General features: G+C 70.9%; 28 protein-coding genes. 6 read left to right on the top strand and 22 right to left on the bottom strand.

The window, feature by feature from the left end; translation table 11 throughout:
• Nucleotides 1-8: 8 nt before the first annotated feature.
• The 4 genes from putP to rlmE form a co-directional block, all read right to left on the bottom strand.
• A complete protein-coding gene (gene putP, locus N799_RS05195) occupies nt 9-1,517 on the bottom strand; it encodes a sodium/proline symporter PutP (RefSeq protein WP_036208841.1) in 1,509 nt (502 codons plus the stop codon).
• A 269-nt stretch (nt 1,518-1,786) separates the two neighbouring features.
• Complete coding sequence (folP, locus tag N799_RS05190; RefSeq protein WP_036208839.1) at nt 1,787-2,686, bottom strand: dihydropteroate synthase; 900 nt, start codon at nt 2,684-2,686, stop codon at nt 1,787-1,789.
• Between the two features lie 69 nt (nt 2,687-2,755).
• On the bottom strand, nt 2,756-4,660 hold the full coding sequence (gene ftsH / locus N799_RS05185; RefSeq protein ID WP_036208836.1) for an ATP-dependent zinc metalloprotease FtsH: 1,905 nt from the start codon (nt 4,658-4,660) through the stop codon (nt 2,756-2,758).
• Between the two features lie 36 nt (nt 4,661-4,696).
• On the bottom strand, nt 4,697-5,329 hold the full coding sequence (gene rlmE, locus N799_RS05180) for a 23S rRNA (uridine(2552)-2'-O)-methyltransferase RlmE (protein WP_036208831.1): 633 nt from the start codon (nt 5,327-5,329) through the stop codon (nt 4,697-4,699).
• Nucleotides 5,330-5,400: 71 nt separating this feature from the next.
• Between rlmE and yhbY the strand changes: the two genes are divergently transcribed.
• Nucleotides 5,401-5,706 (top strand): ribosome assembly RNA-binding protein YhbY, encoded by a 306-nt coding sequence (gene yhbY / locus N799_RS05175; protein ID WP_036208828.1) that lies wholly within the window; start codon nt 5,401-5,403, stop codon nt 5,704-5,706.
• A 45-nt stretch (nt 5,707-5,751) separates the two neighbouring features.
• Nucleotides 5,752-6,126, top strand: coding sequence for an Mth938-like domain-containing protein (locus N799_RS05170; RefSeq protein ID WP_036208826.1), 375 nt, complete (start codon nt 5,752-5,754; stop codon nt 6,124-6,126).
• 17 nt (nt 6,127-6,143) lie between these two features.
• Here N799_RS05170 and N799_RS05165 read toward each other — a convergent pair whose 3' ends face one another.
• From N799_RS05165 to surE, 4 genes are all read right to left on the bottom strand, one after another.
• Nucleotides 6,144-6,902 carry a peptidoglycan DD-metalloendopeptidase family protein gene (locus N799_RS05165; protein ID WP_036208823.1) on the bottom strand — a complete coding sequence of 253 codons (759 nt, stop codon included), beginning with the start codon at nt 6,900-6,902 and terminating at the stop codon, nt 6,144-6,146.
• Between the two features lie 116 nt (nt 6,903-7,018).
• Nucleotides 7,019-7,675, bottom strand: a complete 657-nt coding sequence (locus N799_RS05160) for an exopolysaccharide biosynthesis protein (RefSeq protein WP_052101250.1) — start codon at nt 7,673-7,675, stop codon at nt 7,019-7,021.
• 3 nt (nt 7,676-7,678) lie between these two features.
• Nucleotides 7,679-8,371 (bottom strand): protein-L-isoaspartate(D-aspartate) O-methyltransferase, encoded by a 693-nt coding sequence (locus tag N799_RS05155; protein WP_036208820.1) that lies wholly within the window; start codon nt 8,369-8,371, stop codon nt 7,679-7,681.
• Entirely contained in the window at nt 8,368-9,198 is an 831-nt protein-coding gene (gene surE, locus N799_RS05150; RefSeq protein WP_052101249.1) for a 5'/3'-nucleotidase SurE, read from the bottom strand. The genes N799_RS05155 and surE overlap by 4 nt, the downstream gene beginning before the upstream one ends.
• 220 nt (nt 9,199-9,418) lie before the next feature.
• Here surE and N799_RS05145 point away from each other — a divergent pair, with 220 nt between their 5' ends.
• Complete coding sequence (locus tag N799_RS05145) at nt 9,419-9,979, top strand: Smr/MutS family protein (RefSeq protein WP_036208818.1); 561 nt, start codon at nt 9,419-9,421, stop codon at nt 9,977-9,979.
• 8 nt (nt 9,980-9,987) lie between these two features.
• On the opposite strand, the gene N799_RS05140 is transcribed toward N799_RS05145, so the two are convergent.
• The 9 genes from N799_RS05140 to N799_RS15620 all read right to left on the bottom strand — a co-directional run bounded on the left by N799_RS05140 (nt 9,988) and on the right by N799_RS15620 (nt 17,283).
• Nucleotides 9,988-10,215 carry a hypothetical protein gene (locus tag N799_RS05140; protein ID WP_152597821.1) on the bottom strand — a complete coding sequence of 76 codons (228 nt, stop codon included), beginning with the start codon at nt 10,213-10,215 and terminating at the stop codon, nt 9,988-9,990.
• A gap of 143 nt (nt 10,216-10,358) precedes the next feature.
• Complete coding sequence (gene truD, locus N799_RS05135; RefSeq protein WP_052101248.1) at nt 10,359-11,429, bottom strand: tRNA pseudouridine(13) synthase TruD; 1,071 nt, start codon at nt 11,427-11,429, stop codon at nt 10,359-10,361.
• Entirely contained in the window at nt 11,426-11,905 is a 480-nt protein-coding gene (gene ispF / locus N799_RS05130; protein ID WP_036208812.1) for a 2-C-methyl-D-erythritol 2,4-cyclodiphosphate synthase, read from the bottom strand. Before ispF ends, truD begins: the two co-directional genes overlap by 4 nt.
• Nucleotides 11,906-11,933: 28 nt before the next feature.
• Complete coding sequence (ispD, locus tag N799_RS05125; protein WP_036208809.1) at nt 11,934-12,647, bottom strand: 2-C-methyl-D-erythritol 4-phosphate cytidylyltransferase; 714 nt, start codon at nt 12,645-12,647, stop codon at nt 11,934-11,936.
• Nucleotides 12,644-12,988 carry a cell division protein FtsB gene (ftsB, locus tag N799_RS05120; RefSeq protein ID WP_036208806.1) on the bottom strand — a complete coding sequence of 115 codons (345 nt, stop codon included), beginning with the start codon at nt 12,986-12,988 and terminating at the stop codon, nt 12,644-12,646. The genes ispD and ftsB overlap by 4 nt, the downstream gene beginning before the upstream one ends.
• Nucleotides 12,989-12,995: 7 nt before the next feature.
• Nucleotides 12,996-14,282 carry a phosphopyruvate hydratase gene (gene eno, locus N799_RS05115; RefSeq protein WP_036208804.1) on the bottom strand — a complete coding sequence of 429 codons (1,287 nt, stop codon included), beginning with the start codon at nt 14,280-14,282 and terminating at the stop codon, nt 12,996-12,998.
• Between the two features lie 19 nt (nt 14,283-14,301).
• The gene (gene kdsA / locus N799_RS05110) at nt 14,302-15,135 is read right to left on the bottom strand and encodes a 3-deoxy-8-phosphooctulonate synthase (RefSeq protein WP_036208801.1); all 834 of its coding nucleotides are present in this window, start codon (nt 15,133-15,135) and stop codon (nt 14,302-14,304) included.
• Nucleotides 15,132-16,799: a CTP synthase gene (gene pyrG / locus N799_RS05105; RefSeq protein WP_036208798.1), complete on the bottom strand. Its 1,668-nt coding sequence runs from the start codon at nt 16,797-16,799 to the stop codon at nt 15,132-15,134. Before pyrG ends, kdsA begins: the two co-directional genes overlap by 4 nt.
• A 169-nt stretch (nt 16,800-16,968) precedes the next feature.
• Nucleotides 16,969-17,283, bottom strand: a complete 315-nt coding sequence (locus N799_RS15620; RefSeq protein WP_036208796.1) for a hypothetical protein — start codon at nt 17,281-17,283, stop codon at nt 16,969-16,971.
• 318 nt (nt 17,284-17,601) lie between these two features.
• On the opposite strand from N799_RS15620, the gene parE reads away from it, so the two are divergent.
• Nucleotides 17,602-19,509: a DNA topoisomerase IV subunit B gene (parE, locus tag N799_RS05095; RefSeq protein ID WP_036208793.1), complete on the top strand. Its 1,908-nt coding sequence runs from the start codon at nt 17,602-17,604 to the stop codon at nt 19,507-19,509.
• Between the two features lie 132 nt (nt 19,510-19,641).
• Here the strand turns inward: parE and hutG are convergent, their stop codons facing one another.
• From hutG to N799_RS05070, 5 genes are all read right to left on the bottom strand, one after another.
• A complete protein-coding gene (gene hutG / locus N799_RS05090; protein WP_036208790.1) occupies nt 19,642-20,430 on the bottom strand; it encodes an N-formylglutamate deformylase in 789 nt (262 codons plus the stop codon).
• Between the two features lie 103 nt (nt 20,431-20,533).
• Entirely contained in the window at nt 20,534-21,877 is a 1,344-nt protein-coding gene (gene gorA, locus N799_RS05085) for a glutathione-disulfide reductase (RefSeq protein WP_036208788.1), read from the bottom strand.
• A 58-nt stretch (nt 21,878-21,935) separates the two neighbouring features.
• Nucleotides 21,936-23,210, bottom strand: a complete 1,275-nt coding sequence (locus N799_RS05080; protein WP_036208786.1) for an NAD(P)/FAD-dependent oxidoreductase — start codon at nt 23,208-23,210, stop codon at nt 21,936-21,938.
• A 73-nt stretch (nt 23,211-23,283) separates the two neighbouring features.
• Nucleotides 23,284-24,528: a DUF418 domain-containing protein gene (locus N799_RS05075; protein WP_036208784.1), complete on the bottom strand. Its 1,245-nt coding sequence runs from the start codon at nt 24,526-24,528 to the stop codon at nt 23,284-23,286.
• Nucleotides 24,529-24,685: 157 nt separating this feature from the next.
• Nucleotides 24,686-25,165 carry an FKBP-type peptidyl-prolyl cis-trans isomerase gene (locus N799_RS05070; protein WP_036208781.1) on the bottom strand — a complete coding sequence of 160 codons (480 nt, stop codon included), beginning with the start codon at nt 25,163-25,165 and terminating at the stop codon, nt 24,686-24,688.
• Between the two features lie 226 nt (nt 25,166-25,391).
• Between N799_RS05070 and N799_RS05065 the strand changes: the two genes are divergently transcribed.
• Nucleotides 25,392-25,883, top strand: a complete 492-nt coding sequence (locus tag N799_RS05065) for a C40 family peptidase (protein WP_052101263.1) — start codon at nt 25,392-25,394, stop codon at nt 25,881-25,883.
• A gap of 116 nt (nt 25,884-25,999) precedes the next feature.
• Complete coding sequence (locus tag N799_RS05060) at nt 26,000-26,659, top strand: C40 family peptidase (RefSeq protein ID WP_036208778.1); 660 nt, start codon at nt 26,000-26,002, stop codon at nt 26,657-26,659.
• Nucleotides 26,660-26,707 lie beyond the last annotated feature (48 nt).

The raw sequence follows: 26,707 nt of genomic DNA, 5'->3' as shown, positions 1-26,707 counted from the left end.
GCCCCGCATCAGTACCCGGTTTCGCGCAGCGATGCGCGCACCTGCTGGTGCATCGCCCGGATCTCCTGCGGCGGTTCGCGGTCGAGCCGGCTGACCAGCACGATCGCGATGGTCGCGGCGATGAAGCCCGGCACCATTTCGTACAGCTCCGAACCCATGCGGTCGACCGCGAACAGCTTCCACGCGATCACCGTCGCGGCGCCGACCACGATGCCGGCCAGCGCGCCGTTGCGGGTCATGCGCTGCCAGAACAGCGACAGGATCACCACCGGCCCGAACGCGGCGCCGAAGCCCGCCCACGCATAGCTGACCAGGCCGAGCACCTTGCTGTCGGGATCGCGCGCCAGCCACAGCGCCACCAGCGCGATCAGCGCCACCGACGCGCGCCCGACCCAGACCAGTTCCTTCTGGCTGGCGTGCTTGCGCAGGAAGCCGTGGTAGAAATCCTCGGTCATCACGCTGGAGCACACCAGCAGCTGGCACGACAGCGTGCTCATCACCGCCGCGAGGATGGCCGACAGCAGCACGCCGGCCACCCACGGGTTGAACAGCAGGCTCGCAAGCTCGATGAACACGCGTTCGGCGTTGGCGTCGACCGGGCCGGCTGCCTGCGGATGATTGGCGAAGTAGGCGATGCCGAAGAAGCCGACGCCGAGCGAACCGGCCAGGCACAGGATCATCCAGGCCATGCCGATCCGGCGTGCCGGCGGGATCGTGGCGACGCTGTCGGCGGCCATGAAGCGGGCAAGGATGTGCGGCTGGCCGAAGTAGCCCAGGCCCCAGGCGAGCGCGGACACCACGCCGACCACGCCCAGCGCGCCGCCGCCGAACCAGTCGAGCCGGCCGGCGTCGAATTGCCGCACCACGTCGACGGTGGCCTCGAAGCCGCCGTTGTTCATCAGGATGATGCTCGGCGCCAGCAGCAGCGCGAAGAACATCAGGGCAGCCTGCAGGGTGTCGGTCCAGCTGACCGCGAGGAAGCCACCGACCAGCGTGTACAGGATCGTCGCCGCCGCGCCCCACCACAGCGCCTGCTCGTAGGGCAGGCCGAACACGCTCTCGAACAGGCGCGCGCCAGCCACCACGCCGGAGGCGCAGTACACCGCGAAGAACACCAGGATCACGATTGCCGACAGCACCCGCAGCAGGCGGTCGTGGTCGGCGAAGCGGTTGGTGAAGTAGTCGGGGATGGTCAGCGCGTCGCCGGCACGCTCGGTGTAGATGCGCAGCGGACCTGCGACCCAGCGCCAGTTGGCGTACGCGCCGAGGATCAGGCCGATCGCGATCCAGCTCTCCGACACGCCGCCGACGTACATCGCCCCGGGCAGGCCCATCAGCAGCCAGCCGCTCATGTCCGACGCGCCCGCCGCCAGCGCCACCACCCACGGCCCGAGCGAGCGGCCGCCAAGGATGTAGTCGTCGAAGTCCTTGGTCGATTTCCACGCGATGAAACCGATCAGGATCACCACGGCGAGGTAGATCGAGAAGGTGACGAGTAACGGTGTGCTGGCTGTCATTGCAACAGGCTCCCCCGGTCATGCTTTGGGCACCGCGACGCGGCGCACGCGAATGGGCGTCGCCTGTGCCGGCGGCGCGCGAATGGGCCAGCCTAACGCAGATGCGGCTGAGGTTTCAGCCCACGCGTTCAGCCCCGCTTATGCACAGCGGCTGTGGACAAGCGCGCGGGCCAAGCTGTGGACAACCGGCTGCAAGGCAGGCGGGGCAAGGGCCGTGGTCGACATGGCGAATTTCTGGCCAGGTGCCCGCCGGGGTCGCGATACCACGCTCAGTCGTCATCCGGCCAGCGGATGTCCGCCGGCGCCTGCGGCCCCCGTGGCTGCGGTTGGGCGGCCACCGCCTCCCATACCTTCAGCGCGTCGACAGTGGCCGCGACATCGTGCACGCGCAGCAACCGCGCGCCGCGCTGGGCGGCGACGAGGTGCGCCGCGACCGAACCATGCACGCGCTCGCGCGGTACGTCGCGACCGGTGATCTGGCCAATCGTGCGCTTGCGTGACAGCCCGGCCAGCACCGGCACGCCGAGGTCGCCGAAACGCTCCAGTTGCGCAAGCAGCACAAGGTTGTGCGCGGTGTCCTTGCCGAAGCCGAAGCCCGGGTCGATGACGATGCGCTTCTTGTCGATGCCGGCCATCTCGGCGGCGAAGATGCGCTCGGCGAGGAAGCGGTGCACCTCCCCGACCACATCGTCGTAGTGCGGCGCGTCCTGCATCGAGCGCGGTTCGCCGAGCATGTGCATCAGCACCACCGGCACCCCGAGCGCGGCGGCGGCGTCGAGCGCGCCCTCGCGGCGCAGGCCGTAGACGTCGTTGAGCATGCCGGCGCCGGCCTCGACCGCGGCGCGCATCACCCCGGGCTTGAAGGTGTCGATGCTGATCGGCGCGGAGGTCTCGCGTGCGAGCCGCTGGATCAGCGGGACGACCCGTCGCAGCTCCTCCTCCTCCGGCACGTCGTCGGCACCCGGCCGGGTCGACTCGCCGCCGATGTCGAGGATGTCGGCCCCCTCCTCCAGCAGCCGCAGCGCGTGGTCGAAGGCGGCATCGGTGGTGTCGTGCGCGCCGCCGTCGGAGAACGAGTCGGGCGTGACGTTGACGATGCCCATCACGCGGGGCCGGTCGAGCACGAGCTCGCGGCCGTTGCAGTCGAGCACGGGGGCGGTCTGGAACATGCGGCGACGCCAAAGAAAAAGGCCAGAGCGAACTCTGGCCTTTTCGATAGTGTCCGGCAAGGCGGGCGGTCAGGTCTGCGCCGCCGGCCCGATCACCGCGCCCGGCGGGTGGCCGGCGTCGTCCTTGGGCGACTTGCCGGACTTGCCCCAGTCGGCCGGCGGGCCCGGCGTGCGCCCGGCCATGATGTCGTCGATCTGGTGGGCGTCGATGGTCTCGTACTGCAGCAGGGCGTCGGCCATGACGTGCAGCTTGTCGAGGTTGTCGCGCAGGATCGTCGTGGTGCGGTCGTAGGCCTTGTCGAGGATGCCGCGCACGACCTCGTCGATGCGCCGCGCGGTGTCGTCCGACACGCTCTTGTGCTGCGTGACCGAGCGACCGAGGAACACCTCGTCGTCCTCCTCGCTGTAGGCGATCGGCCCCATCTCGTCGGACAGGCCCCACTTGGTGACCATGTTGCGCGCCATCTTGGTTGCGCGCTCGATGTCGTTGGAGGCGCCGGTGGTGACCTTGTCGTTGCCGAAGATCAGCTCCTCGGCGACGCGGCCGCCGTACAGCGAGCACAGCTGCGACTCGATCGCGGTGCGGTTGTAGCTGTACTTGTCGCCCTCGGGCAGGTACATGGTGACGCCCAGCGCGCGGCCACGCGGAATGATGGTGACCTTGTAGACCGGGTCGTGCTCGGGGACGATCCGGCCGACGATCGCGTGGCCGGCCTCGTGGTAGGCGGTGAGCTTCTTCTCGTCCTCGCTCATCGCCATCGAACGGCGCTCGGCACCCATCAGGATCTTGTCGCGCGCCTTGTCGAAGTGCTCCATGCGCACGTCCTTGGCGTTCTCGCGGGCGGCGAACAGCGCCGCCTCGTTGACCAGGTTGGCCAGGTCGGCGCCGCTGAAGCCCGGCGTGCCGCGCGCCACCACCATCGGCTCGACGTCGTCCGACAGCGGCACCTTGCGCATGTGCACGCGCAGGATCTGCTCGCGGCCCTTGACGTCGGGCAGGCCGACCACGACCTGGCGGTCGAAGCGGCCGGGGCGCAGCAGCGCCGGGTCGAGCACGTCCGGGCGGTTGGTCGCGGCGATCACGATCACGCCCTCTCCGCCCTCGAAGCCGTCCATCTCGACCAGCAGCTGGTTCAGGGTCTGCTCGCGTTCGTCATGGCCACCGCCGAGGCCGGCGCCGCGGTGGCGGCCGACCGCGTCGATCTCGTCGATGAAGATGATGCACGGCGCGTGCTTCTTGGCCTGCTCGAACATGTCGCGCACGCGGCTGGCGCCGACGCCGACGAACATCTCGACGAAGTCCGAGCCGGAAATGCTGAAGAACGGCACCTTGGCCTCGCCGGCGATCGCCCGCGCCAGCAGGGTCTTGCCGGTGCCCGGCGGGCCCACCATCAGCACGCCGCGCGGGATCTTGCCGCCGAGCTTCTGGAACCGCGACGGGTCGCGCAGGAACTCGACCAGCTCGCCGACCTCCTCCTTGGCCTCGTCGCAACCGGCGACGTCGGCCAGGGTCACCTTGACCTGGTCCTCGCCCTGCATCTTGGCGCGCGACTTGCCGAAGCTCATCGCGCCCTTGCTGCCGCCCTGCTGCATCTGCCGCATGACGAAGATCCAGAACGCGATGATCAGGATGATCGGCAGGAAGTTCAGCACGATCGACCAGAACGACGGCCCGCCCGGCGGCGTCTGGGTGATCGCGACGTCGTGCTCGAGCAGGTCGTTGACCAGGTCCTTGTCGCCCGGGCTGTAGGTGGTGAAGCTGCTGCCGTCCTTGCGCTCGCCGGTGATGGTGGTGCGGTCCTCGGCGATCTTGACGCTCTCGACCCGGTCGGCCTGCACCTGCTGGATGAACTGGTCGTAGGCCAGCGTCTCCACGCCGCCACCGGCGGTGCGCGGGCCGAACGCCTGGAACACCACCATCAATACGACGGCGACGATCACCCACAGCATCAGATTCTTGGCCAGGTCGTTCATTCAGTCGGTCACGTCGTTGTTGGGCGGGGTCACGGGTTATTTGATCTGGGCGCGCTTGCCCTGGGCGAGGGCGTAGACCTCCGGCGAGCGCTTGCGCGACGCGGCCGGCTTGCGGATCGACACCTTCGCATAGCGGCGGCGCAGCTCCTTTACGTACTCATCGAAACCCACGCCCTGGAACAGCTTGATCAGGAACGCGCCATCGACCTTGAGGTGGCGGTCGGCGAAATCCATCGCCAGCTCGGACAGGTACATCGCCCGCGGCATGTCGACCGCATCCACACCGCTTTTATTGGGGGCCATGTCGGACAGTACAAGGTCCACCGGCTTGCCGCCCAGGCTCTGCTCCAGCCGGGATAGGACAGCATCCTCCCTGAAATCCCCATGAAGGAACTCCACCCCCGCCAGCGGCGGCATTTCGAGGATGTCCAGCGCGATCACCCGGCCGCTGTCGCCCAGCTCCTGCCGGACCCACTGCGACCAGCCGCCGGGGGCCGCGCCGAGGTCCACCACCACCATGCCCGGCCGGAGCAGGCGGTCGCGCTCGACCAACTCCTCGAGCTTGTAGACCGCCCGCGAGCGCATGCCCTCCGCCCGCGCCTTCTTCACGAAGGGGTCGGAGTGGTGTTCCTTCAGCCAGCGCTGGCTGCTTTTGCTGCGTGTGGCCATCGGGCGCCGGCGTCGGGACAGGGTCTCCATGATACCCTGCGGGCCCTGTATCTCCTGTCCTGCGTGCCCCCATGCCGACCGCCCTGACCGCCGCCCAGACCCGATTCCTGCGCGGGCAGGCGCACGACCTCAAGGCGATGCTGCAGATCGGCGGAAAGGGCCTCACCGACGCCGTCGTGGCCGAGGTCGACCTGGCCCTGGAGCACCACGAGCTGATCAAGGTCAAGGTGGCCGCCGGCGACCGCGAGGCCCGCGACGCGATGATGGCCGAGCTGGCCGGGCGCACCGGCGCCGCGCTGGTGCAGCGCATCGGCCACACCGTGGTGCTGTACCGCCCGGGCACCGACAAGCGCCAGATCGTCCTGCCGCGGTCCTGACGAGCCGCCGCGGGACCGGATGGCCATCCGCCCCACCCGAACGCCATGCAACTGACCCTCGAACGTCCCGATCACGAGTTCTTCCTGCGCGGTGCCGACGGCGCCGTGGCGCGGGTGAACGACCTGCAGCTGACCCGCAGTTTCGTGATCGCCCCCGACCGCCTGCTGCGTGACTGGGCGGCGACCGGCGCCGCCGCGATGACGCCGGAGATGCTGGAACCGCTGCTGGAGATGGCGCCGGCGGTGATCCTGCTGGGCACCGGCGAGCGCCAGGTGTTCCCCTCGCCCGCGGTACTGGCCGAGGGTCTGCGCCGCGGCGTGGGGATCGAGGTGATGACCAACGCCGCCGCCGCCCGCACCTTCAACGTGCTGGCCGGCGAAGGCCGCAAGGTCGTCGCCGGATTCATCCTCCCGGCCTGACCGGGTGGCCCGCCGCGCTACTTGCGCGGCAGGTGCAGCAGCGGGTCGACCGGCTTGCCGTTGTGGCGGATCTCGAAGTGCAGCTGGTCGCGCGAGGCGCCGGTGCGGCCGAGTTCGGCGATCTGCTGGCCGGCCTTGACCACCGCGCCCTCGGCCACCAGCCGGGTGCGGTTGTGGCCGTACGCCGACAGCCACTGCTCGTTGTGCTTGATGATGATCAGCTCGCCATAGCCGACCAAGCCCGAACCCGAATACACCACCGTGCCGTCGGCGGCCGAGCGCACCGGGGCGCCTCCGGTGCCGGCGATGTCGATGCCCTGCTTCGTCGGCTCGCCGGCCTCGAACCGGCTGAGCAGCTGGCCGTCGACCGGCCACTTCCAGTCGACCCCGCTGTTGACCGGTGCGGCGCTGGCCGGCGGTGGCGACGTGCGCGCCGGACCGGCATCGCGGCCGGGCGTGGTCGTACGCGGGGGTGTGGTGGACGCGGTGGAGCGCGACGGGGTCGCGCGGCCGCCGGCCGGGTACAGCGACAGCCGCTGGCCCGGGTAGATCGTGTACGGCGGCGCCAGCCCGTTCCAAGCGGCCAGGTCGCGCACGGCAATGCCGTTGTCGGTGGCGATGCGGTAGAGCGTGTCGCCCTTCTGGACGATGGTGGTGGCGCCGTATTTGGGCGTCGACCCCGGCCCCGCGGTGCGGGTGACGGTGCTGGAGCAGGCCGCGAGCACCAGCGCGGCGGCGGCCACGACCAGCAGGCGCGATGCCCTTCCGAGGTTCATTCCGTGGGTGTCGGGACGGGTCGTCTTGGTCATGCGCCTTGTCGTGTCCTCCAGGTCGGCCGGGCCGCGGGCCAGGCCAAAGGGTGTCATGGCACCGGATACCGGCGCTGAACGGCTCAGCCGGAAAGCCGCTGGAACAGCTCGTGCGCGGCCACACCGCCGCCGCCGATCAGGATACCGAAGTAGATGACGGTCCCGATGTTCATCAGGTGGCCGAGCAGGACCGCGCCGCCATCGCGCTGGATCATGCCCACAGCGTAGAACAGCAGCGCCAGCGCCGGCAGCGTGTTGCTGAACGGAACGAATCCGAACGGCGCCATCAGCAGCAGTGCGGCGAAGATGAAGGCGAGGTTGTTGAACAGGTTGATCGCGCGCCCCTCGACGAACAGCCGCAGCCGGTGCGGACGGCTGATGCGCTCCATCCGGGTCACCCACTTGAGCCCCCCGGTCAGGCCGGGGCGCAGCTTGTCGGCCGGTAGCGAGCGGTCACGCAGCTTCGCCGGCAGCCACAGCGGACGGCCCAGCACGCGGCTGATGCCGACCAGCAGGATCGCCGCGCCGAACACGGTGCTCACGCCCGGGATCGACACCGGGATCAGGAACACCAGCGTCAGCAGCATCGTCAGCAGCAGCAGGCCTTCCTCGCCGAACACGTCCAGCAGCTCGCCGAGGCTCAACCGGTCTTCCGGCAGCGAGTCGATGATCGATGCGAGCTGTTCGCCCAGTGGCGCGACGCCGCCGGCGCGCGCGTGGTCGGTTGCGTGGTCGGGCATGGCTCAGTCGACCATGCCCGACAGCAGCGGCACGAACACCACCGGGCCGAGCGTCTGCTGGCTCAGGCTGCCGTCGGCCGCCTTGCGCAGCACCAGCAGTGACTGCGCGCCGGCGCCGCCGACCGGCGCCACGAGCACCCCGCCGGCCGCGAGCTGTTCGCCCAGCGCATCGACCAGCGCCGGCGCCGCGGCGGTGACGATGATCGCGTCGAACGGACCGTTCTCGGGCCAGCCGATGCGGCCGTCGTCATGCTTGCTGCGGATGTTCATGCCGAGCTGGCGGAAGCGCTTGCGTGCGGTGCGCAGCAGTTCGCCGATGCGCTCGACGGTGTGCACCTCCAGCCCGAGCGCCGCCAGGATCGCGGCCTGGTAGCCCGAGCCGGTGCCGATCTCCAGCACCTTGCGCGGCGCCGCCTGCATCAGCACCTCGGTCATCCGCGCGACCACCCACGGTTGCGAGATGGTCTGGCCGTGGCCGATCGGCAGCGCGGTGTCCTCGTAGGCGCGGGTCGCCAGCGCCTCGTCGACGAACAGGTGCCGCGGCACGGTGCGGATGGCGTTGAGCACGCGCTCGTCCGCGATCGCCTCGCCACCGGCGCTGCCGCCGCGCAGGCGGTCGACCAGGCGGTCGCGTACGCGCTGGGACGTCATGCCGGAACCGATCGCCTCTGGTTGCAGGCGCATGCGCAGGCTCATCGCGCGCCCTCCCCGGCCGACGTGGAGACCGGTGCGCCGGCCGGGGTCGGCGTGTTGCGGTCGAGCGAGGCGACCAGCCCGTCGACCCAGCCGGCAACCTGCTCGAGCGCCGGGTAGCGGGTCAGGTCGACCTGGATCGGGGTGATCGAGATGTGGCCGGTGCGCACGGCATGGAAATCGGTGCCGGGGCCGGCGTCGTGCTCGGCGCCCGCGGCACCGATCCACCACCACTGGCGGCCGCGCGGATCCTGCTGCGACACGCAGGACTCGGCGCGGTGGCGGTTGCCCAGGCGGGTGACCTCGAACCCGGCGATTTCGTCCCACGGCAGGTCCGGCACGTTGACGTTGAGCATGGTGTCGGCCGGCAGCGGGTCCACCCGCAGCCGCGCGATGATCTCGGCGGCCGCGCGCGCGGCGGTCCCGTAATGGCGGCCGACGTGGTCGACCGTGACCAGCGACACCGCGACCGACGGCAGGCCGAGGAAGCGCCCTTCCATCGCGGCGGCCACGGTGCCCGAATAGATCACGTCGTCGCCGAGGTTGGCGGCGTTGTTGATGCCCGACACGACGATGTCCGGCTCGTCCTCGAGCATCCCGGAGATGGCGACGTGCACGCAGTCGGTCGGCGTGCCGTAGACGCGCCAGGTGCGCTCGTCCTGCCGCGCCACGCGGACCGGCATGTCGAGCGTCAGCGAGTTGCTGGCACCGGAACGGTCGCGGTCGGGGGCGACCGTCAGCACATCGTGTCCCGCGGCGCGCAGGCCCTCGGCGAGTGCCCGGATGCCGGGCGCGTCGACGCCGTCGTCGTTGCTGACCAGTACTTGCATGGACTCCCTTGGCGAGCCGCCCGGCGCGGCGAGGTGAGGCGGATGGACGCGCGGCGGACCTGGACCGGAAGGCCACGACCCGGTGCTGCGGCGAGGGTCGCGGGGCGTCCCGCGATGCCCGGCATGATAGCCCAAGCCCGGGCGACGCCGACCCGCGATGGACGGTTGCACGGCCGCACCGCGCGGGCCACGCTTGTCCGGTGACCGACCGGACCGATCCATGACCGCGCCCGACGACGAGGACGACGACGCCGCCCTGTTCCGCGACGCGGTCGGGCCGGTGCGCCGGCTCCCCGAGCGCGTGGCGCCGCCGATGCCGGCACGCCCGCGTCCGCGCGCGCGCATGGCCGAACGCGACGAGGCCGCCGCCCGTGACGAGTTCCGCTTGGCGCTGGACGAGCAGCTGGCGGAGGCCGGCGACGTGCTGGCGTGGCGCCAGGACACCGTGCCGGATCCGGTCTACCGGCGGCTGCGCCGCGGCGAGATCTCCGCGCAGGAGGAGCTCGACCTGCACGGCGCCGATGCACGCACCGCCGAAGCGCTGCTGCGCGCCTTCCTCGCCGATGCGTTGCGGCACGGGCTCGGCTGCGTGCGGATCATCCACGGCAAGGGCGGCCGCGGCCATGCCGATTTCAGCAGCAGCGGCGCACCGGTACTCAAGAACCTGGTCGACCGGATGCTGCGTCAGCGCGCGAGTGTGCTGGCGTTCCATTCCGCGCCGCCCGCGCAGGGCGGGACAGGCGCGGTGGTGGTGCTGCTGGCGCCGTCGAAACGGCGCTGAACACCGCGTCAGTCGCCGCTGGCGACCAGCGTTTCCTCGCGCACCGGCGGGTTGACCCAGGTGACGTCGATGCCACGACGCCGCGCGATGGTCTCGACACGCGACCTGTAGGCCTCGTCCGGGCCGATGGTCCTGGTGTCCGGAGACAGGCTTGCACGCCCGTCATCCATGCTGGCGCAGGCCGACAGGCCCGCCACCGCCAAGGAGATCAGCGCGACTCTCGATATCGCTTTCATGATCGTCTCCCGTGACTGCCCGGAGCCGGGGCGGCGCCCGGGGCCCGGTCGGACCGGGCACGGTCAGGGTTGCGCCGCCGGAGGGCGGCCGCCAGTGCCGGTCGCCGGGTTTCCGACCAGCGGCAATCGCCGGAGAGCCCGGCTCAGGTGCCGTTGAAATCGCCCAGCTCGGCGAGCACCACGGTGGCGTAGGTGCCGGGTGGCAAGGCGAACTCCAGGCGGAGGGTGTCCGGGGAGGGCCAGGCCCATGCCAGTGCGTCGGGGCGCAGCCGCAGCGCGCGCCGCTCCTGCTTCAGGCCGGCCTTCTCCAGCCCGTCGCGCACGCGCGGCCAAGCGCCGTCGGCGAGCATCGCGTGTTCCAGCGCCGCGACCCGGCCCGCGCTGCGCAGTTCGCCACGGCCCCACAGCGGCCCGGTCGGATGGATGTCGAACGCGGCCACCCGGGCGGCCAGCGCGGCGTCGAGCGGTTCGGGGCCGAACACGCTGCGGCTGCCGTCCAGCATCCAGACTTCGCCCTCGACCATGCCGGTGTCCCAGTCGCCGGCTTCCACGCGCGCCGCCAGCACCCGGTTGAACGCGGCCGAACGGGCGGCGGACAGCAGGAGGCCGCGTTGCTCGCGACCGACCCGGCGCCCGGCGAACATCGCCAGCGCGTGGGTCAGATTGTCGCCGCCGCGGCCGAAGCGTTGCTCGCCGAAGTAGTTGGGCACGCCCCGCGCCGCCATCGCCTGCAGGCGGGCCTCGACCGCCGCGCGATCGCCCTGCGCGTCACGCAGCACCAGCACGAAACGGTTGCCGGCCAGCGCGCCGCGCGGCAGCTTGCGAGAGTGCCAGTCGTGCCGCAGCAGGCGCAGGTATTCGGGCTCGCCTTCGATATCGAACCCGGCAGAATCCGGCGCAACGCGGCGCGGCAGGTGCACGCTGAAGCGCTGGCGGGTCACCGCGTGGCGGTCCTTCAGCCCGGCGTAGCCGATCGCGCTTTCGGGCACGCCGGCCCACGCGGCGATGTGGCGCGCGGCGAAGGCGGTGTTCATGCCGCGCTTCTCGATCTCCAGCAGCAGATGCTCGCCGCTGCCGGACGGCTCGAAGCCGGGCAGTTCGTCGACGCGGAAATCCTCCGGCGTGGCGCGGATGCGCGCCGCCAGCACCGCCGGGCCGTGCGCGCGCGGCAGGTGGTTGCCGCGGTCGTCGCCCGGCGAAGCGGCGCCGCTCATTCCCGGACCAGCAGGCACACCGCCATCGCGGCGATGCCCTCGCCGCGTCCGGTGAAGCCGAGTTTCTCGCTGGTGGTCGCCTTGACGCTGATCGCATCGACCGCCACGCCGGTGTCCGCAGCCAGCGTGTCGCGCATGGCCGCGGCGTGCGGGCCGACCTTCGGCCGCTCGCAGATGACGGTGACGTCGGCGTTGCCGAGCTTCCAGCCCTGCCCTGCCGCAAGCCCGATGCAGTGGCGCAGGAACGCGCGGCTGTCGGCGCCCTTCCACCTAGGGTCCGACGGCGGGAAATGGCGGCCGATGTCGCCCAGCGCCAGCGCGCCGAGGATCGCGTCGCACAGCGCGTGGATCACCACGTCGCCGTCGGAGTGGGCGAGCACGCCGCGCTCGTGCGGGACGCGCACGCCGCCGAGCACGACGTGGTCGCCGTCGCCGAAGGCGTGGACGTCATAGCCCTGGCCGATGCGGATGTTCATTGGGTACCTCGGATGTGCAGGAGCCCGCTCATGGTAGGAGCGACGATTCGCGGCGGGCGAGCAGGAACTCGGCGAGCGCGAGATCGGCCGGGGTGGTGACCTTGAGGTTGTCCTCGCGGCCTTCGACCAGTCGCGGGCGGGCGCCGGTGCGTTCCATCGCCATCGCCTCGTCGGTGACCACGGCGCCGTCGGCCCTCGCCTGCCGCAGTGCCTCGACCAGCGCGTCGCGGCGGAACGCCTGCGGGGTCAGCGCGCGCCACAGGGCTTCGCGCGGTTCGGTCGCGGTGATGCGGCCGTCGCCGTCGGCACGCTTGAGGGTGTCGCGCACCGGCGCGGCGAGGATCGCCCCGTCGGCCGAGGTGCAGGCGGCATCGATCAGACGGTCGAGATCGTCGCGCCGCAGGTTCGGCCGCGCGGCGTCATGGACCAGCACCAGCGCGTCGGCGGCGATATCGGCCGGCAGTGCCTGCAGCGCCGCCAGCACCGAGTCGGCACGTTCGCCGCCGCCGACGCAGCGCAGCACCGGCTTGCCGTGGCGCTGCGTCCAGCCGGGCCAACGCTCGTCACCGGCGGCCAGCGCGACCACCGCACCGGCCACCGCGGGATGCCCCAGCAGCGCATCGAGCGCGTGCGCGATCAGCGGCTGGCCGGCGGCTTCGAGGTACTGCTTGGGGACGTCGCCCCCGAACCGCGTGCCGCGGCCGGCGGCCGGGATCACCGCCCAGATGGCCGGCGCGGTCACGGTGTCCCGCCGGCGTCGGCGCCCGGGTCCTGCGCGGGCGGCGGCGTGGCGTCCTCGGGCTCGACCACGCGGTAGAACGTCTCGCCGGGCTTGATCATCCCCAGCTCGCTGCGCGCGCGTTCCTCGACCGCCGCCTCGCCGGACTTGAGGTCCTCGACCTCGGCCGCGAGCGCGTCGTTGCGCTCTTTCAGCCCGTCGTTCTCGCGCGACTGCTCGTCGACCCGCTGCTCAAGCGACGCGACCGAGCGCCGCCCGCCCTCGCCCAGCCACAGCCGGTACTGCAGCAGCACCAGCATGGCCGCCAGCAGTACCAGCAACACGCCGAGCCAGCGACGCGGCATGGCGATGTCAGCGCTTCAGCGAGACGAACGCGTCGCGGCCGGCGTACTTGGCGGCGGCACCGAGCTGCTCCTCGATCCGCAGCAGCTGGTTGTACTTGGCCACGCGGTCGCTGCGGCACAGCGAGCCGGTCTTGATCTGGGTCGCCGTGGTCGCCACCGCGATGTCGGCGATGGTGGTGTCCTCGGTCTCGCCGGAGCGGTGCGAAACAACGGCGGCGTAGCCCGCGCGGTCGGCCATCGCGATCGCCTCGAGGGTCTCGGTCAGGGTGCCGATCTGGTTGACCTTGATCAGGATCGCGTTGGCGACCTGCTGGTCGATGCCCTGCTGGAAGATCCGCGGGTTGGTCACGAACAGGTCGTCGCCGACCAGCTGCACCTTGTTGCCGAGGCGTTGGGTCAGCAGCTTCCAGCCGTCCCAGTCGCCCTCGTCCATGCCGTCCTCGATCGTGACGATCGGGTACTGCGCGCACCAGTTGCCGAGGAAGTCGGCGAACTGCTCGCTGGTCAGGCGCTTGCCCTCGCCGGTGAGGTTGTACTTGCCATTCTCGTAGAACTCGCTGCTGGCGACGTCGAGGCCGAGCAGGATGTCCTCGCCGGCGTGGTAGCCGGCTTTGCCGATCGCCTCGAGGATGGTTTCCAGCGCCTCCTCGTTGCTGCGCAGGTCGGGCGCGAAGCCGCCCTCGTCGCCGACCGCGGTGCTGAGGCCGCGGCCCTTGAGCACCGACTTGAGCGCGTGGAACACCTCGGTGCCGGCGCGCAGGCTCTCGGAGAAGCTGTCGAAGCCGGTCGGCAGGATCATGAACTCCTGCAGGTCGACGTTGTTGTCGGCATGCGCACCGCCGTTGATGATGTTCATCATCGGCACCGGCAACACCGGCGCACGGTCGCCGGCCAGGTGCTTCCACAGCGGCAGCTTCAGCGAGGCGGCGACCGCGTGGGCGTTGGCCATCGAGACACCCAGCAGCGCATTGGCGCCGAGCCGGCCCTTGTTGTCGGTGCCATCGAGGTCGACCAGCCGCTTGTCGATGCCGGCCTGGTCGGCCGCGTCCATCCCGGTGATCGCCTGCGCGATGGTCGTGTTGACGTTCTCGACCGCGGTGCGCACGCCCTTGCCGAGGTAGCGGGTCTTGTCGCCGTCACGCAGCTCGACCGCCTCCTTGGAACCGGTGGATGCGCCCGAGGGCACCATCGCGCGGCCGAAGCTGCCGTCGGCGAGCGTGACCTCCGCTTCCAGGGTCGGGTTGCCGCGGCTGTCGAGGATCTCGCGGGCGTGGACTTTGGCGATCTGGGTCATGTCGGGTTCTTTGGATGTCTCAGGATTGGGATTCGAGGAAGCCGTTGCGCTTGGTGACCTGGTCGATCGCCATCAGCGTCTCCAGCAGGGCGCGCATCCGGCCGAGCGGCCAGGCGTTGGGGCCGTCGCTCAGGGCCTTGTCCGGGTCCGGGTGGGTTTCCATGAAGATGCCGGCGATGCCGACCGCCATCGCCGCGCGCGACAGCACCGGCACGAACTCGCGCTGGCCGCCGCTCTTGCCGCCGGCACCGCCGGGCAGCTGCACCGAGTGGGTGGCGTCGAACACCACCGGGCAGCCGGTGTCGCGCATCACCGCGAGGCTGCGCATGTCCGAGACCAGGTTGTTGTAGCCGAAGCTGGCGCCGCGCTCGCAGACCATGATGTCGCGGTTGCCGGTGGCCAGCGCCTTGTCGGCGACGTGCTTCATCTCCCACGGCGACAGGAACTGGCCCTTCTTGATGTTGACCGGCTTGCCGGCGCTGGCGACCTTCTGGATGAAGTCGGTCTGCCGGCACAGGAACGCGGGGGTCTGCAGCACGTCGACGACGGCGGCGACCTCGTCCATCGGGGTGTACTCGTGGACGTCGGTCAGCACCGGCACGCCGAGCTGCCGCTTGACCTCGTCCAGCACCTTCAGCCCCTGCTCCAGGCCCGGGCCGCGGAAGCCCGACACCGAGGTGCGGTTGGCCTTGTCGAAGCTGGACTTGAAGATGAAGGGGATGCCGAGCTCGCCGGTGATTTCCTTGAGCTGGCCGGCGGTATCGAGCTGCAGCTGCATCGACTCGATCACGCAGGGGCCGGCGATCAGGAAGAAGGGCCGGTCGAGGCCGATCTCGAATCCGCAGAGGTTCATGCGTGTGCCTCCTTGAGCAGCCGTCCGCCGGCCTGCGCCTTGTGCTCGCGCGCGGCGCGGATGAAGCCGACGAACAGCGGGTGGCCGTCGCGTGGGGTGGAGAGGAACTCGGGGTGCGCCTGGCAGGCCAGGAACCACGGGTGGACGTCGCGCGGCAGCTCGACCATCTCCACCAGCAGGTCGTCCATCGACTTGGCGCTGATCACCAGTCCCGCGTCTTCCAGCTGGGTGCGGTAGCGGTTGTTGAACTCGTAGCGGTGGCGGTGGCGCTCGCCGACCACGTCCTTGCCGTACATCGCGTGGGCCAGGGTGCCGGGCTTGATCCGCTGGTCCTGCAGGCCCAGCCGCATGGTGCCGCCGAGGTCGCTGTCCTCGCTGCGGCGCTCGACGTCGCCGGTCGACGTGCGCCACTCGGTGATCAGGCCGATCACCGGGTGCGGGCTGGCCTTGTCGTTCTCGGTGCTGTTGGCGCCCTCCAGCCCGGCGACGTGGCGGGCGTAGTCGACCACCGCCGCCTGCATGCCGTAGCAGATGCCGAAATACGGGATGCCGTGCTCGCGCGCGTGGCGGGCGCTGTCGACCTTGCCCTCGAAGCCGCGGTCGCCGAAGCCGCCGGGCACGAGGATGCCGTCGACGCCCGCCAGCGCCTCGCCGGCGCCGAGCTTCTCGACGTCGCTGGACTCCAGCCACTTCAGGTTGACCCGGGTGCGCTGGCGCAGGCCGCCGTGCTTGAGGGCCTCGGCCACCGACTTGTAGGCGTCCTGGTGGTCGACGTACTTGCCGACGACGCCGATCGTGACCTCGTCGACCGGGTGCTCGCTGGCGTCCAGCACCGCGTCCCACTCGGCCAGGTCGGGCGCGCCCGCGGCGAGCCGCAGGCGGTCGATGATCAGGTCGTCCAGGCCCTGCTCGTGGAAGCGCTGCGGCATCCGGTAGATGTTGTCGAGATCGACCGCGGAGATCACCGCGCGCTCGGAGACGTTGGTGAACAGCGCGATCTTGCGACGCTCGCTGTCCGGCAGCGGCTGTTCGGAGCGGCACAGCAGGATATCGGGCTGGATACCGATCGAGCGCAGTTCCTTGACCGAATGCTGGGTCGGCTTGGTCTTGAGTTCGCCGGCGGCGGCGATCCACGGCACCAGCGTGAGGTGCATGAACAGCGCCTTGTCCGGGCCGCGCTCGGTGCGCAGCTGGCGGATCGCCTCCAGGAACGGCAGCGACTCGATGTCGCCGACGGTGCCGCCGATCTCGACCAGGCCGACGTCGAAGCCCTGGGTGGCCTCGACGATGCAGCGCTTGATCTCGTCGGTGATGTGCGGGATCACCTGCACGGTGCCGCCAAGGTAGTCGCCGCGGCGCTCCTTGCGGATCACGTTCTCGTAGATGCGGCCCGTGGTGACCGAATTCTTCCGGCTCAGCCGGGTGCGGACGTAGCGCTCGTAGTGGCCGAGGTCGAGGTCGGTCTCGGCGCCGTCGTCGGTGACGTACACCTCGCCGTGCTGGAACGGGCTCATCGTGCCCGGGTCGACGTTGATGTACGGGTCGAGCTTCATCATCGTCACGCGCAGGCCGCGCGCTTCGAGGATGGCCGCCAGCGAGGCCGCCGCAATGCCCTTGCCGAGCGAGGACACCACGCCGCCGGTGACGAAGATCAGGGGAGTCATGGATTTTTGTGCCGCTGGAAAGCCGCAGTTTACCGGCTGGGGGGGCCGGCCGCGACCGCTTGACTTCCGCGGCGCGGCGCCAAGCGGTCCCGCGCCTGCCCGGCCGCCGCGCAAAAAAAGACGCCCCGGCGGACCGGGGCGTCGTTTGGACCTGGAAAGTCCCTCGGACTCAGAGGCCGTCGTCCTCTTCCGGCTCGACCGGGGCTTCGGCGTCGACGTCGGCCTCGACATCGGCGCCAACGCCCAGGTTGGCGTTGGCCGCGGCGTTGACGTTGGTATCGGTCACCGCGGCGGCGGTGTCGACCCCGGCGCCGGCGGCACCGGTCGCGGCGGCGGCGGTGTCGGACGCCTGGGCGCCCAGCTCGACCTGCGCGGCCGGGGCGGCGTCGGCCTGGGCATTGGCGTTGGCGCTCTGGGCGAACGCGGCCGGGGCGGCGACCATGGCGGCGATGACGGCCGGCAGCATCAGCTTGCGGATATTCATGCGATGTCTCTCCTCAAATCCTTGGGGGAATGGTGGAAACAAACGGTGGGCGGGTGCCCTTCGTACCGCGGCCCCTGATCCGGGGGAGAATCGTGGGGGATGGGCCGTGGCCGGCCGTCGGGGAACAGGGGGAACCACGACGACGGTCCCGACCCTATCGGCCCCCGCCTCGCTCCAGCCTGAACGAACGGGAAATTAACGGTGGCCGCGACTATCCACTACGGGCGTGGTCCCGGGCGCGATCCGGAGCCGCTCGCTTGACCGCCCCCCGCCCCGTCTTCATCCTCGCCGCTCCGCCGCGCCAGCCCGCATGCCTTGATGAACACCCGCTACAACGCCGCAGATATCGAAGTCCTTTCCGGGCTGGACCCGGTCAAGCGCCGCCCGGGGATGTACACCGACACCACCCGGCCGAACCACCTGGCGCAGGAGGTCATCGACAACTCGGTGGACGAGGCGCTGGGCGGCCACGCGAAGCTGATCGAGGTCACCCTGCACGCCGACGGCAGTTGCGAAGTGGCCGACGACGGCCGCGGCATGCCGGTCGACATCCACCCGGAGGAAGGCATCCCCGGCGTCGAGCTGATCCTCACCCGGCTGCACGCCGGCGGTAAGTTCAGCGGCAAGAACTACACCTTCTCCGGCGGCCTGCACGGCGTCGGCGTCAGCGTGGTCAACGCGCTGTCGAGCCGGGTCGAGCTGTTCATCAAGCGCGACGGCAACGAGTACCGGATGGAATTCCGCAACGGCGACCGCAGCTCGGAACTGGAGATCGTCGGCAGCGTAGGCAAGAAGAACACCGGCACCCGGCTGCGCTTCTGGCCGGACCCGAAGTACTTCGACACCCCGAAATTCAACCTGCGCTCGCTCAAGCACCTGCTGCGCGCCAAGGCCGTGCTCTGCCCCGGCCTGACCGTGCGCCTGCACGACGTGGCCGGCGACGAGAAGCTGGAGTGGCATTACGAGGACGGCCTGCGCGACTACCTTCGCGGGGAACTCGCTGACAGCGAGCTGCTGCCGCCCGAGCTGTTCGTCGGCCACCTGCAGAAGGACACCGAGGTGGTCGACTGGGCGGTGGCCTGGGTGCCGGACGGAGAGTTGGTGCAGGAAAGCTACGTCAACCTGATCCCGACCGCCCAGCACGGCACCCACGTCAACGGCCTGCGCACCGGCTTCACCGACGCGCTGCGGGAGTTCTGCGACTTCCGTAACCTGCTGCCGCGCGGGGTCAAGCTGGCGCCCGAGGACGTCTGGGACCGGGTGTCGTTCGTGCTGTCGCTGAAGATGACCGATCCGCAGTTCTCCGGCCAGACCAAGGAGCGGCTGAGTTCGCGCCAGGCCGCCGGCATGGTCGAGGGTGCCGCACACGACGCCTTCAGCCTGTGGTTGAACCAGCACGTGGAACTCGGCGAGCGCATTGCCCAGTTGGCGATCGAACGCGCCAGCGCGCGGCTCAAGACCGAGAAGCAGATCACCCGCAAGAAGGTCACCCAGGGCCCCGCCCTGCCCGGCAAGCTGGCCGACTGCACCAGCCAAGACCTCTCGCGCACCGAGCTGTTCCTGGTCGAAGGCGACTCGGCCGGCGGAAGCGCGCGGCAGGCCCGCGACAAGGACTTCCAGGCGATCCTCCCGCTGCGCGGCAAGATCCTCAACACCTGGGAAGTGGCCTCCGGCAGCGTGCTCGGTTCGCAGGAAGTGCACGACCTCGCCGTCGCGATCGGCTGTGATCCCGGCAAGGACGACATCAGCGGACTGCGCTACGGCAAGGTCATCATCCTTGCCGACGCCGACTCCGACGGCCTGCACATCGCGACCCTGCTGAGCGCATTGTTCCTGCAGCATTTCCCGGCGCTGGTCGCGGCCGGCCACGTGTTCGTCGCGATGCCGCCGCTGTTCCGCATCGACCTCGGCAAGCAGGTGTTCTACGCACTCGACGAGGAGGAGAAGCGGATCCTGCTGGAGAAGATCGAGCGCGAGAAGGCGGAGAAGAAGAAGGGCGCGTCCGGCACCGTCCATGTCACCCGGTTCAAGGGCCTGGGCGAGATGAACCCCTCGCAGCTGCGCGAGTCGACCATCCACCCCGACACCCGCCGGCTGGTCCAGCTGACCGTCGACGACGCCGACGCGACCCGCTCACTGATGGACATGCTGCTGGCCAAGAAGCGCGCCGGCGACCGCAAGGCATGGCTGGAGCAGAAGGGCGACCTGGCGACGCTGGAGGTCTGAGGCGCGCGGCCGCCCGGGCCCGCGCGATCCGGATGACCCGGGTCGTCTGCAGGAGCGACGTGCGCCGCGAACGCGGAGAAACGAGCCGACGGCCCGTATGCGATTGCTGCGCGTTCGCGACTAACATCGCTCCTACGCAAGCCGGGAACCCGCCGCCTGCAGCAGCGCGCGCAGCACCACCTGCAACGCGCCGGCCTTCGCCTCGTCGTACTCGAACGAATCCTCGTCCATGTAGCAGCGCTGGCTGATCTCCAGTTGCACTGCGTCGACACCGTCGCCGGGGGCGCCGTAGTGACGGGTGATGTGGCCCCCCTTGAACCGCCCGTTGGCGACCCAGTCGTATCGCTGCTGCGCGCCCAGCACCTGTTCCAGCCGTTGCTGCAGCGCCGGCGAGCAGCTGGCACCGGACGCGGTGCCGAGGTTGAGGTCCGGCAGCCGGCCCTCGAACAGGAACGGCAGCCCGCTGCCGCGGATCGAGTGGCCCTCCCACAACACCGCCCGCCCGTGTTCCTGCCGCAGCCGGGCGAGCTCGCCGGCCAGGGCGTCGTGGTACGGCCGCCAGTAGCGCTCGACGCGGCCGTGCACTTCGGCCTCGTCGGGTTCCGCGCCGGCCTGGTAGACCGGCCCGCCGCTGAACCGCACGGTCGGGCACAGGCCGGTGGTGTTCTGTCCCGGGTAGAGCGAGGTGTCGTCCGGCGGACGGTTGAGGTCGAGCACGTAGCGCGAGTACCGCGGGACGAGCACGGAGGCGCCCAGTCCGCGGGCGAAGTCGTACAGGCGTGAGACGTGCCAGTCGGTGTCGGGCGCGCCGCGCGCGGCCTCGGTCATGCGTGCGGCGATGTCGTCGGGGATCGCGCTGCCGTCATGCGGCAGGCTGACCAGCAGCGGCGCGGTGCCGCGGTGGAGAACGCAGGTATCCATCCCGCCATTGTAGGAGCCGCTTCAGCCGCGATCGAATGCGGGCCCGGGCGCGTTGTCGACCCGGAGATCGCGACTGGGGCCGCTCCTGCAGGGGACGCCCCACCTACCGCATCAGTACCACTTCCTCGGCGCTGGTCGGGTGGATGGCGACGGTGTCGTGCAGGTCATCCAGCGTGATGCCACGCTTAAGCGCCACCGCGAACCCCTGCAGGATCTCGTCCGCCGCCTCGCCGAGCAGATGGATGCCCACCACCCGCCGCTCGGCGCCGACGCAGACCAGCTTGAACAGGCTCCGCTGCGGCGAATCGACCAGCGCGTGCAACATCGGCCGGAATCCGGCGGTGAGCACGTGCACCGCATCGCCGTGTTTGTCCCGGGCCGCCGCCTCGGTCAGCCCGACCTTGCCCATCGGCGGGTGGCTGAACACCACGGTGGCGATGTTGTCGGCGTCCAGCGGCCGGTCGCGGTTGCCGTACAAACGATCCATCAACCGACGCGCCGCCGCGATCGCGACCGGCGTCAGCGGCAGGTCGGCGGTGACGTCGCCGACCGCGTGGATGCCGTCGACATTGGTGTCGTGGCGCTCGTCCACCACGATGTGGCCGCGCTTGTCGGTCTTCACCCCCGCCGCCTCCAGCCCGAGCGTGCCGGTGTCGGGCCGCCGGCCGGTGGCCAGCAGCACTTCGTCGAACGGGGCCTCGTCCGCACCCGGCGCGATGACCCGAAGGCCGCTGCCGGCCTGCTCCAGCGCCTCGACGCTGCAGCCGAAGTGGATGCGGATGCCGGCCTGCCGGTAGTCCTCGGCCAGCTGCGCGGTCAGCTGCGCGTCGAAGCTGTCGACCAGCCGCTGCCCGCGCACGAACACCTCCACCGCGCTGCCCAGTGCCTGCAGCACGCCGGCCAGCTCCACCGCGATGTAGCCGCCACCGACCAGCGCCACCCGCGCCGGCGCGGCGGTCCAGTGGAAGAAATCGTCCGAGGTCGCGGCCAGTTCCGCGCCCGGCATGTCCGGCCGCACCGGCTGGCCGCCGGTGGCGAGCAGCAACCGCCGCGCCTGCAGCCGCACGCCGTCCTCGCACTCGACCGTGTCCGGCCCGGTCAGCCGCCCGCGCAAGGGCAGCAGCGCGATGCCGGCCTTCTCCAGCCGCTGCTGGTAGCTGGCGTGGATGTTGGCGATGTAACGCTGGCGGTGGGCGATGAAGGTCGGCCAGTCGAGCGCGCAGTCCTGCGCCGGGAAACCGAGCCGGGCCGCGAACCCGAGCTTGCCGGCGACCTCGGCGGCCAGCCACATCGCCTTCTTCGGCACGCAGCCGGCGTTGACGCAGGTGCCGCCCAGCGGGCCGGGTTCGAGCAGGGCCACGCGGGCGCCGTGCTCGGCCGCGCGGAATGCGCCGGCCAGGCCGCCCGAACCGCCGCCGATCACGACCAGATCGAAATCGCTGTGCATCGCTCGCCTCCTGCAGGTGGTGACCCATCCTGCATGAAGCGGCGTAAACGCGCGGGCGTCAGCCGAACCGGTCGGGGCGGTACGGCAGCGGATCGACCTCGGGCGCGCGGCCGGTGAGCAGGTCGGCGACCAGCTGGCCGGTACCGGCGCTCATGCCGACGCCCATCATCCCGTGGCCGGTTGCCAGCCACAGGTGCCCGTGGCCCGGCGCGCGGCCGATGATCGGGATGTCGTCGCAGCTCATCGGCCGCCAGCCGCACCAGCGCTCGCGCAGTTCCGGGCCGGCCGGCTGGTGCAGGTACTCGGCGGCGCCGCGCTCCAGTGCGCCGAGGCGCCGCTCGTTGAGGCTGTCGTCGAAACCCGAGAACTCCATCGTGCTGCCGAGCCGGAAGCCGCCGTGGTCGCCCTCGTGGTCCCAGGCGGTGACGCAGACCGAGCGTTCGCGCAGGATCAGTGGCCGGCGCGGCACCAGCGGCGGCAGCGAATAGGTGATCGAGTAGCCCTTGCCCGGCTGCATCGCCGCGCGCAGCCACGGCAGGCCGACCGCCGCCGCCAGCCGCGGCGACCATGCGCCCAGCGCCAGCACCACCTCGCGGGCGTGCACGACCTCGCCACCGATCCGCAGCTCGACCCCGTCGCGCGTCGCCGAAAGCGACTCCAGCGGTGCCTGCTCGACGACCACCCCGCCGCGCTCGCGGACCGTCCGCGCCAGTTCGGCGACGTAGCGGTCCGGCCGCAGCACCGCATCACCGGTGAAGCGGATCGCGCCGGCGACGCCGGGTTTCACCGCAGGCTCCATCGCCTCGTAGGCGGCCCCGTCGATGACCTCGACGTCGATGCCAAGCTGGCCCAGCAGCGGAATCTCGCGCTGGTCGTGCTCGAACTTGGCGGCGGTGCGGAACACGTAGTCCTCGCCCGACTCGCGGAAGCCGCAGTCGAGCCGGTAACGCCCGATCCACTCCTGCAGCCGGGCGCGCGAATCGTTGAGCAGCTGCGACTTGGCCCGCGCGCTGCTTTCCCAGTCGCGCAGGTTGCAGCGGCCGGCGAAGCGCCACATCCAGCGCCACAGCACCGGGTCCAGCCGCGGTCGCACATACAGCGGCGCGTCCGGCGTCAGCATCATCCGCAGCGCGGTGGCGACCATGCCCGGCGCCGCCAGCGGCGGGGCGTGGCTCGGCGTGATGGTGCCGCAGTTGCCGTGCGAACTGCCGCCACCGACCCGGCCCGCGTCGTACACCCGGACGCTCCGGCCGGCCTCGATCAGCGCCAGCGCCGAGGCCAGCCCGATCACGCCGGCGCCCACCACCACCACCACGTCTTCGCGTCGATCCATGGCGACAAGTCTAAATCGCGCACTGGCGCCGATGGCAGGCCGGCGCTTTGCCGGGCCCGCCCGCTTGCCCCGGTCAGCCTGCGCGCGCCGCGGCTGGCACGGGCGGGCGCCGCATCGGCGGCCACTGCCAGTAGGTGAAGGCGCGCCACGCCCATTCCAGCGGGCCGTAGCGGAACCGCGCCAGCCACCAACGGCTCGCCAGCAGTTGCAGCCCGAACACGACCACCACGCCCAGCACCTGCCAGCTGCGCGGCACACCGCCCCACAGCCCCAGCCCGTAGCCGTAGAACACCAGCGTGCCGATGGCCGACTGGGCCAGGTAGTTGGTCAGCGCCATCCGCCCGGCCGGCGCCAGCACGCGCAGCCAGCCGGCGCCGCGCTGCAGTGCCAGCACCACCATGCCGGTGTAACCCAGCGCCAGCAGTGGCGCGCCGGCCATGTGCAGGGTCATCGCCAGCATCGCGTCGGGCGCGCTGCCGGCCACCATGTCCGGGTCCGGGTTGACCGCGACGCTGTTCGCGGTCAGCGCCAGGCCGGCCAGGCCACCCATCCATGCCAGCCGCATGAACAGCCGCCGGTGCGCGGCCGGGTCGGCCATCGCGCCGCTGCGCACCAGCCAGGCGCCGGCCAGGAACATCCCCAGCACCAGCGGCACGAGGAAGAAATTGCTCCCCAGCGAATGCACGAACCACTGCAGCCGCACCGCCGTCGCCTCGGCGTAGCTGCCAGTCGCGTAGGCCACGGTCTCGGCCTCGCGCAACGCGGCCATCGCCTCGACCCCGGCATCCTCGACCGGTGCACCCGGCGCCATCATCGCCAGCGACCCCAGCAGCATCAGCCCGACCATCACGCCCCAGATCCCCGCGCCCCACTTCCACAGGCGTGCGGTATCCGTGTCGCGGAACAGCAGCACCAGCAGCAGCGCGGTCACCGCGTACGACACCAGGATGTCGCCGGCCCAGACCAGCAGCGCATGGACCAGCCCGATCGCCAGCAGCCCGGCGGTGCGCCGCAGGTACACCGGCACGAAGTCGCGGCCGGCGGCGCGGGCGCGGCCCAGCATCACCGCGAAGCCCATCCCGAACAGCAGCGAGAACAGCGTCCAGAACTTGCCGCGCACGAACACGTGGACGAACGCGTCGGCCAGCCAGTCCAGCCCGGTTGCGCCCGGGGCGATGCCGCTGCCCATGTCGGCCATCGGCGCGGTGAAGTACTCGACGTTCATCAGCGCGATGCCCAGCAGCGCCAGGCCGCGCAGCACGTCGAGGTTGTCGATCCGTTCCGACGCCGACACCGGCGCCAGGGTCATGGTCGTCATGCGTGGCCTCCCCGGGGCGTGAGCGGCCGATCATGCCAGCGCCGCGCCGCGCCACCAGCGGCCACAAGTCACGCGTCGCCCCGAACTGCGCCGGGCCGGAAACGACGACGGCCCGCGCAGGGCGGGCCGTCGGGTGCGGACGCGAAGCGCGGCGCGGTCAGTGCTGGTGGCCGCCCTCGCCGTGCACGTGGCCGTGCTGGACCTCCTCCTCGCTGGCCTCGCGGACCTCGACGATCTCGATCTCGAAGCTCAGGTCCTTGCCGGCCATCGGGTGGTTGAGGTCGACGTCGACCACGCTCATACCGACCTTCTGCACGGTCACCGCGCGCGGACCGAAATTGGTCGGCAGCACCGCCTGCATGCCGGGCACCAGCTTGACGTCCTTGAAGTACTTCTTCGGCACGCGCTGGGTCAGGTTCGGCTGGACCTCGCCGTAGGCCTCGGCGGCGGCCACGTCGGCGGTGAACTTGTCACCCGCCTCGTGGCCTTCCATCGCCTTCTCCAGGCCCGGGATGATGTTGCCGTGGCCGATCAGGATCGCCAGCGGGCCGCGGCCCTGCGAGGTTTCCAGCGACTCGCCGCCCTGCTCGGCGACGGAATAGTGGAACAGGACGACGCGGTCTTTCTCGATTTTCATGGGGCTACTCGGTGGGGGCCGGCGACGGGCGTCGCGTGGCGCGGGCGGCACCACCGGTCCGGCGGCGGCGAAGGGGTTGCCGTCGCGGCGCTGAACAGCCAAGCTGTCGGCCGTGACGAAGGCCGCGCATTATCCCGGCATCACCGCCCCCGCGCCAGCACGCCCGCTGCAGGCCGCGGCGTCATCGTCCCTCCGCAACCGCATCGCCGCCCTCGCCGGCGCCGCCATGCTAGGCGCGGGACTGGCCGGCTGCGGTGGCGGCGCGTCCGACCAGGTCGTGCGCGGCCCCACGCCCCCGCCGCCCGGCGGCCGCGACTGGGCCACGCTGGCGCCAGCCGACCCGGTGGCCGCCAATTCGGTGCTGATGCGCGCGATCAGCCTGGTCGGCACGCCTTATCTGTATGGCGGCAACACCCCGCAGACCGGCTTCGACTGCAGCGGCCTGGTCAACTACGTCTACCGCGACATGCTCGACCTGCAGCTGCCGCGCACTTCCAGCGCGCTGGCCGGCTACCAGGGGCCGCGGATCGCCCCCGACGAGCTGTCCCCGGCCGACCTGGTGTTCTTCGGCAGCGGTGGCCGGGTGACCCACGTCGGCATCTACGTCGGCGACGGCCGCTTCGTCCATGCCCCCAGCAGCGGCGGCACCGTCAGGCTGGACCACCTGAACGGGTACTACTGGCGCGACCACTACAGCGGCGCCAAACGCGTTCTGTAAATGCGTGTGGAACTGGGATGAACGCCGCAAAGTCGTAACGGAAATTTAACGTTATTTGAACCTACCGGCGGAAATCCGCGGGCATGATGCCCGCGTGACGACTTCGTGATCATCCAGTGACGACCAAGACCTCAGGCCAGGGCCGCCCAGCCGCCACCTTTGCCCGCCCGTCGCGGGCCACTTCCCGCCTCCTTCTTTCGCTCCTGCTGGCCGCCTCCGCGGCATTGCCGGCCTTCGCGCAACAGGCCACCCCGGCCGCCGCGGCCAACGCCCCGGCGCTGGTGCCCGACGCGATGACCCTGCCCGACCGCGCGCTGATGTTCGCCAACGACATCAACAGCCTGCTGGTGTCCGGCAAGACCTCCGCCGTCGCCGCCGACTACCAGCCCACCGACGGCAAGGTGAAGTCCGTGCTGCAGCGCGCGCTGGCCCTGCTGGGCACGCCGTACCGCTGGGGCGGCACCTCGCCCGACAAGGGCTTCGACTGCAGCGGGCTGGTCAGCTACGTGTTCCGCAACGCGCTGGGGGTCGAGCTGCCGCGCGTTTCGCGCGACCAGGCCCGGACCGGCGAGCTGATCGCCGACAAGTCCGAGCTGGCCGAGGGCGACCTGGTGTTCTTCGGCAAGCGCGGCCGGGTCGACCACGTCGGCATCTACGTCGGTGAGGGCCGCTTCGTGCACGCGCCCAGCAGCGGCAAGGACGTGATGGTATCCAGCCTCGAGACCGGCTACTGGAGCGGCAAGTACATGCAGGCCCGGCGCGTCGCCGGGATCTGAACACCGCCCTCCCGCGTTGTCCGCGAAGCCGCCCCCCGGCGGCTTCGT

It is taken from the genome of Lysobacter arseniciresistens ZS79, from assembly GCF_000768335.1.
Lineage (GTDB): Bacteria > Pseudomonadota > Gammaproteobacteria > Xanthomonadales > Xanthomonadaceae > Novilysobacter > Novilysobacter arseniciresistens.
This window is presented reverse-complemented; position numbering and strand designations above follow the sequence as displayed.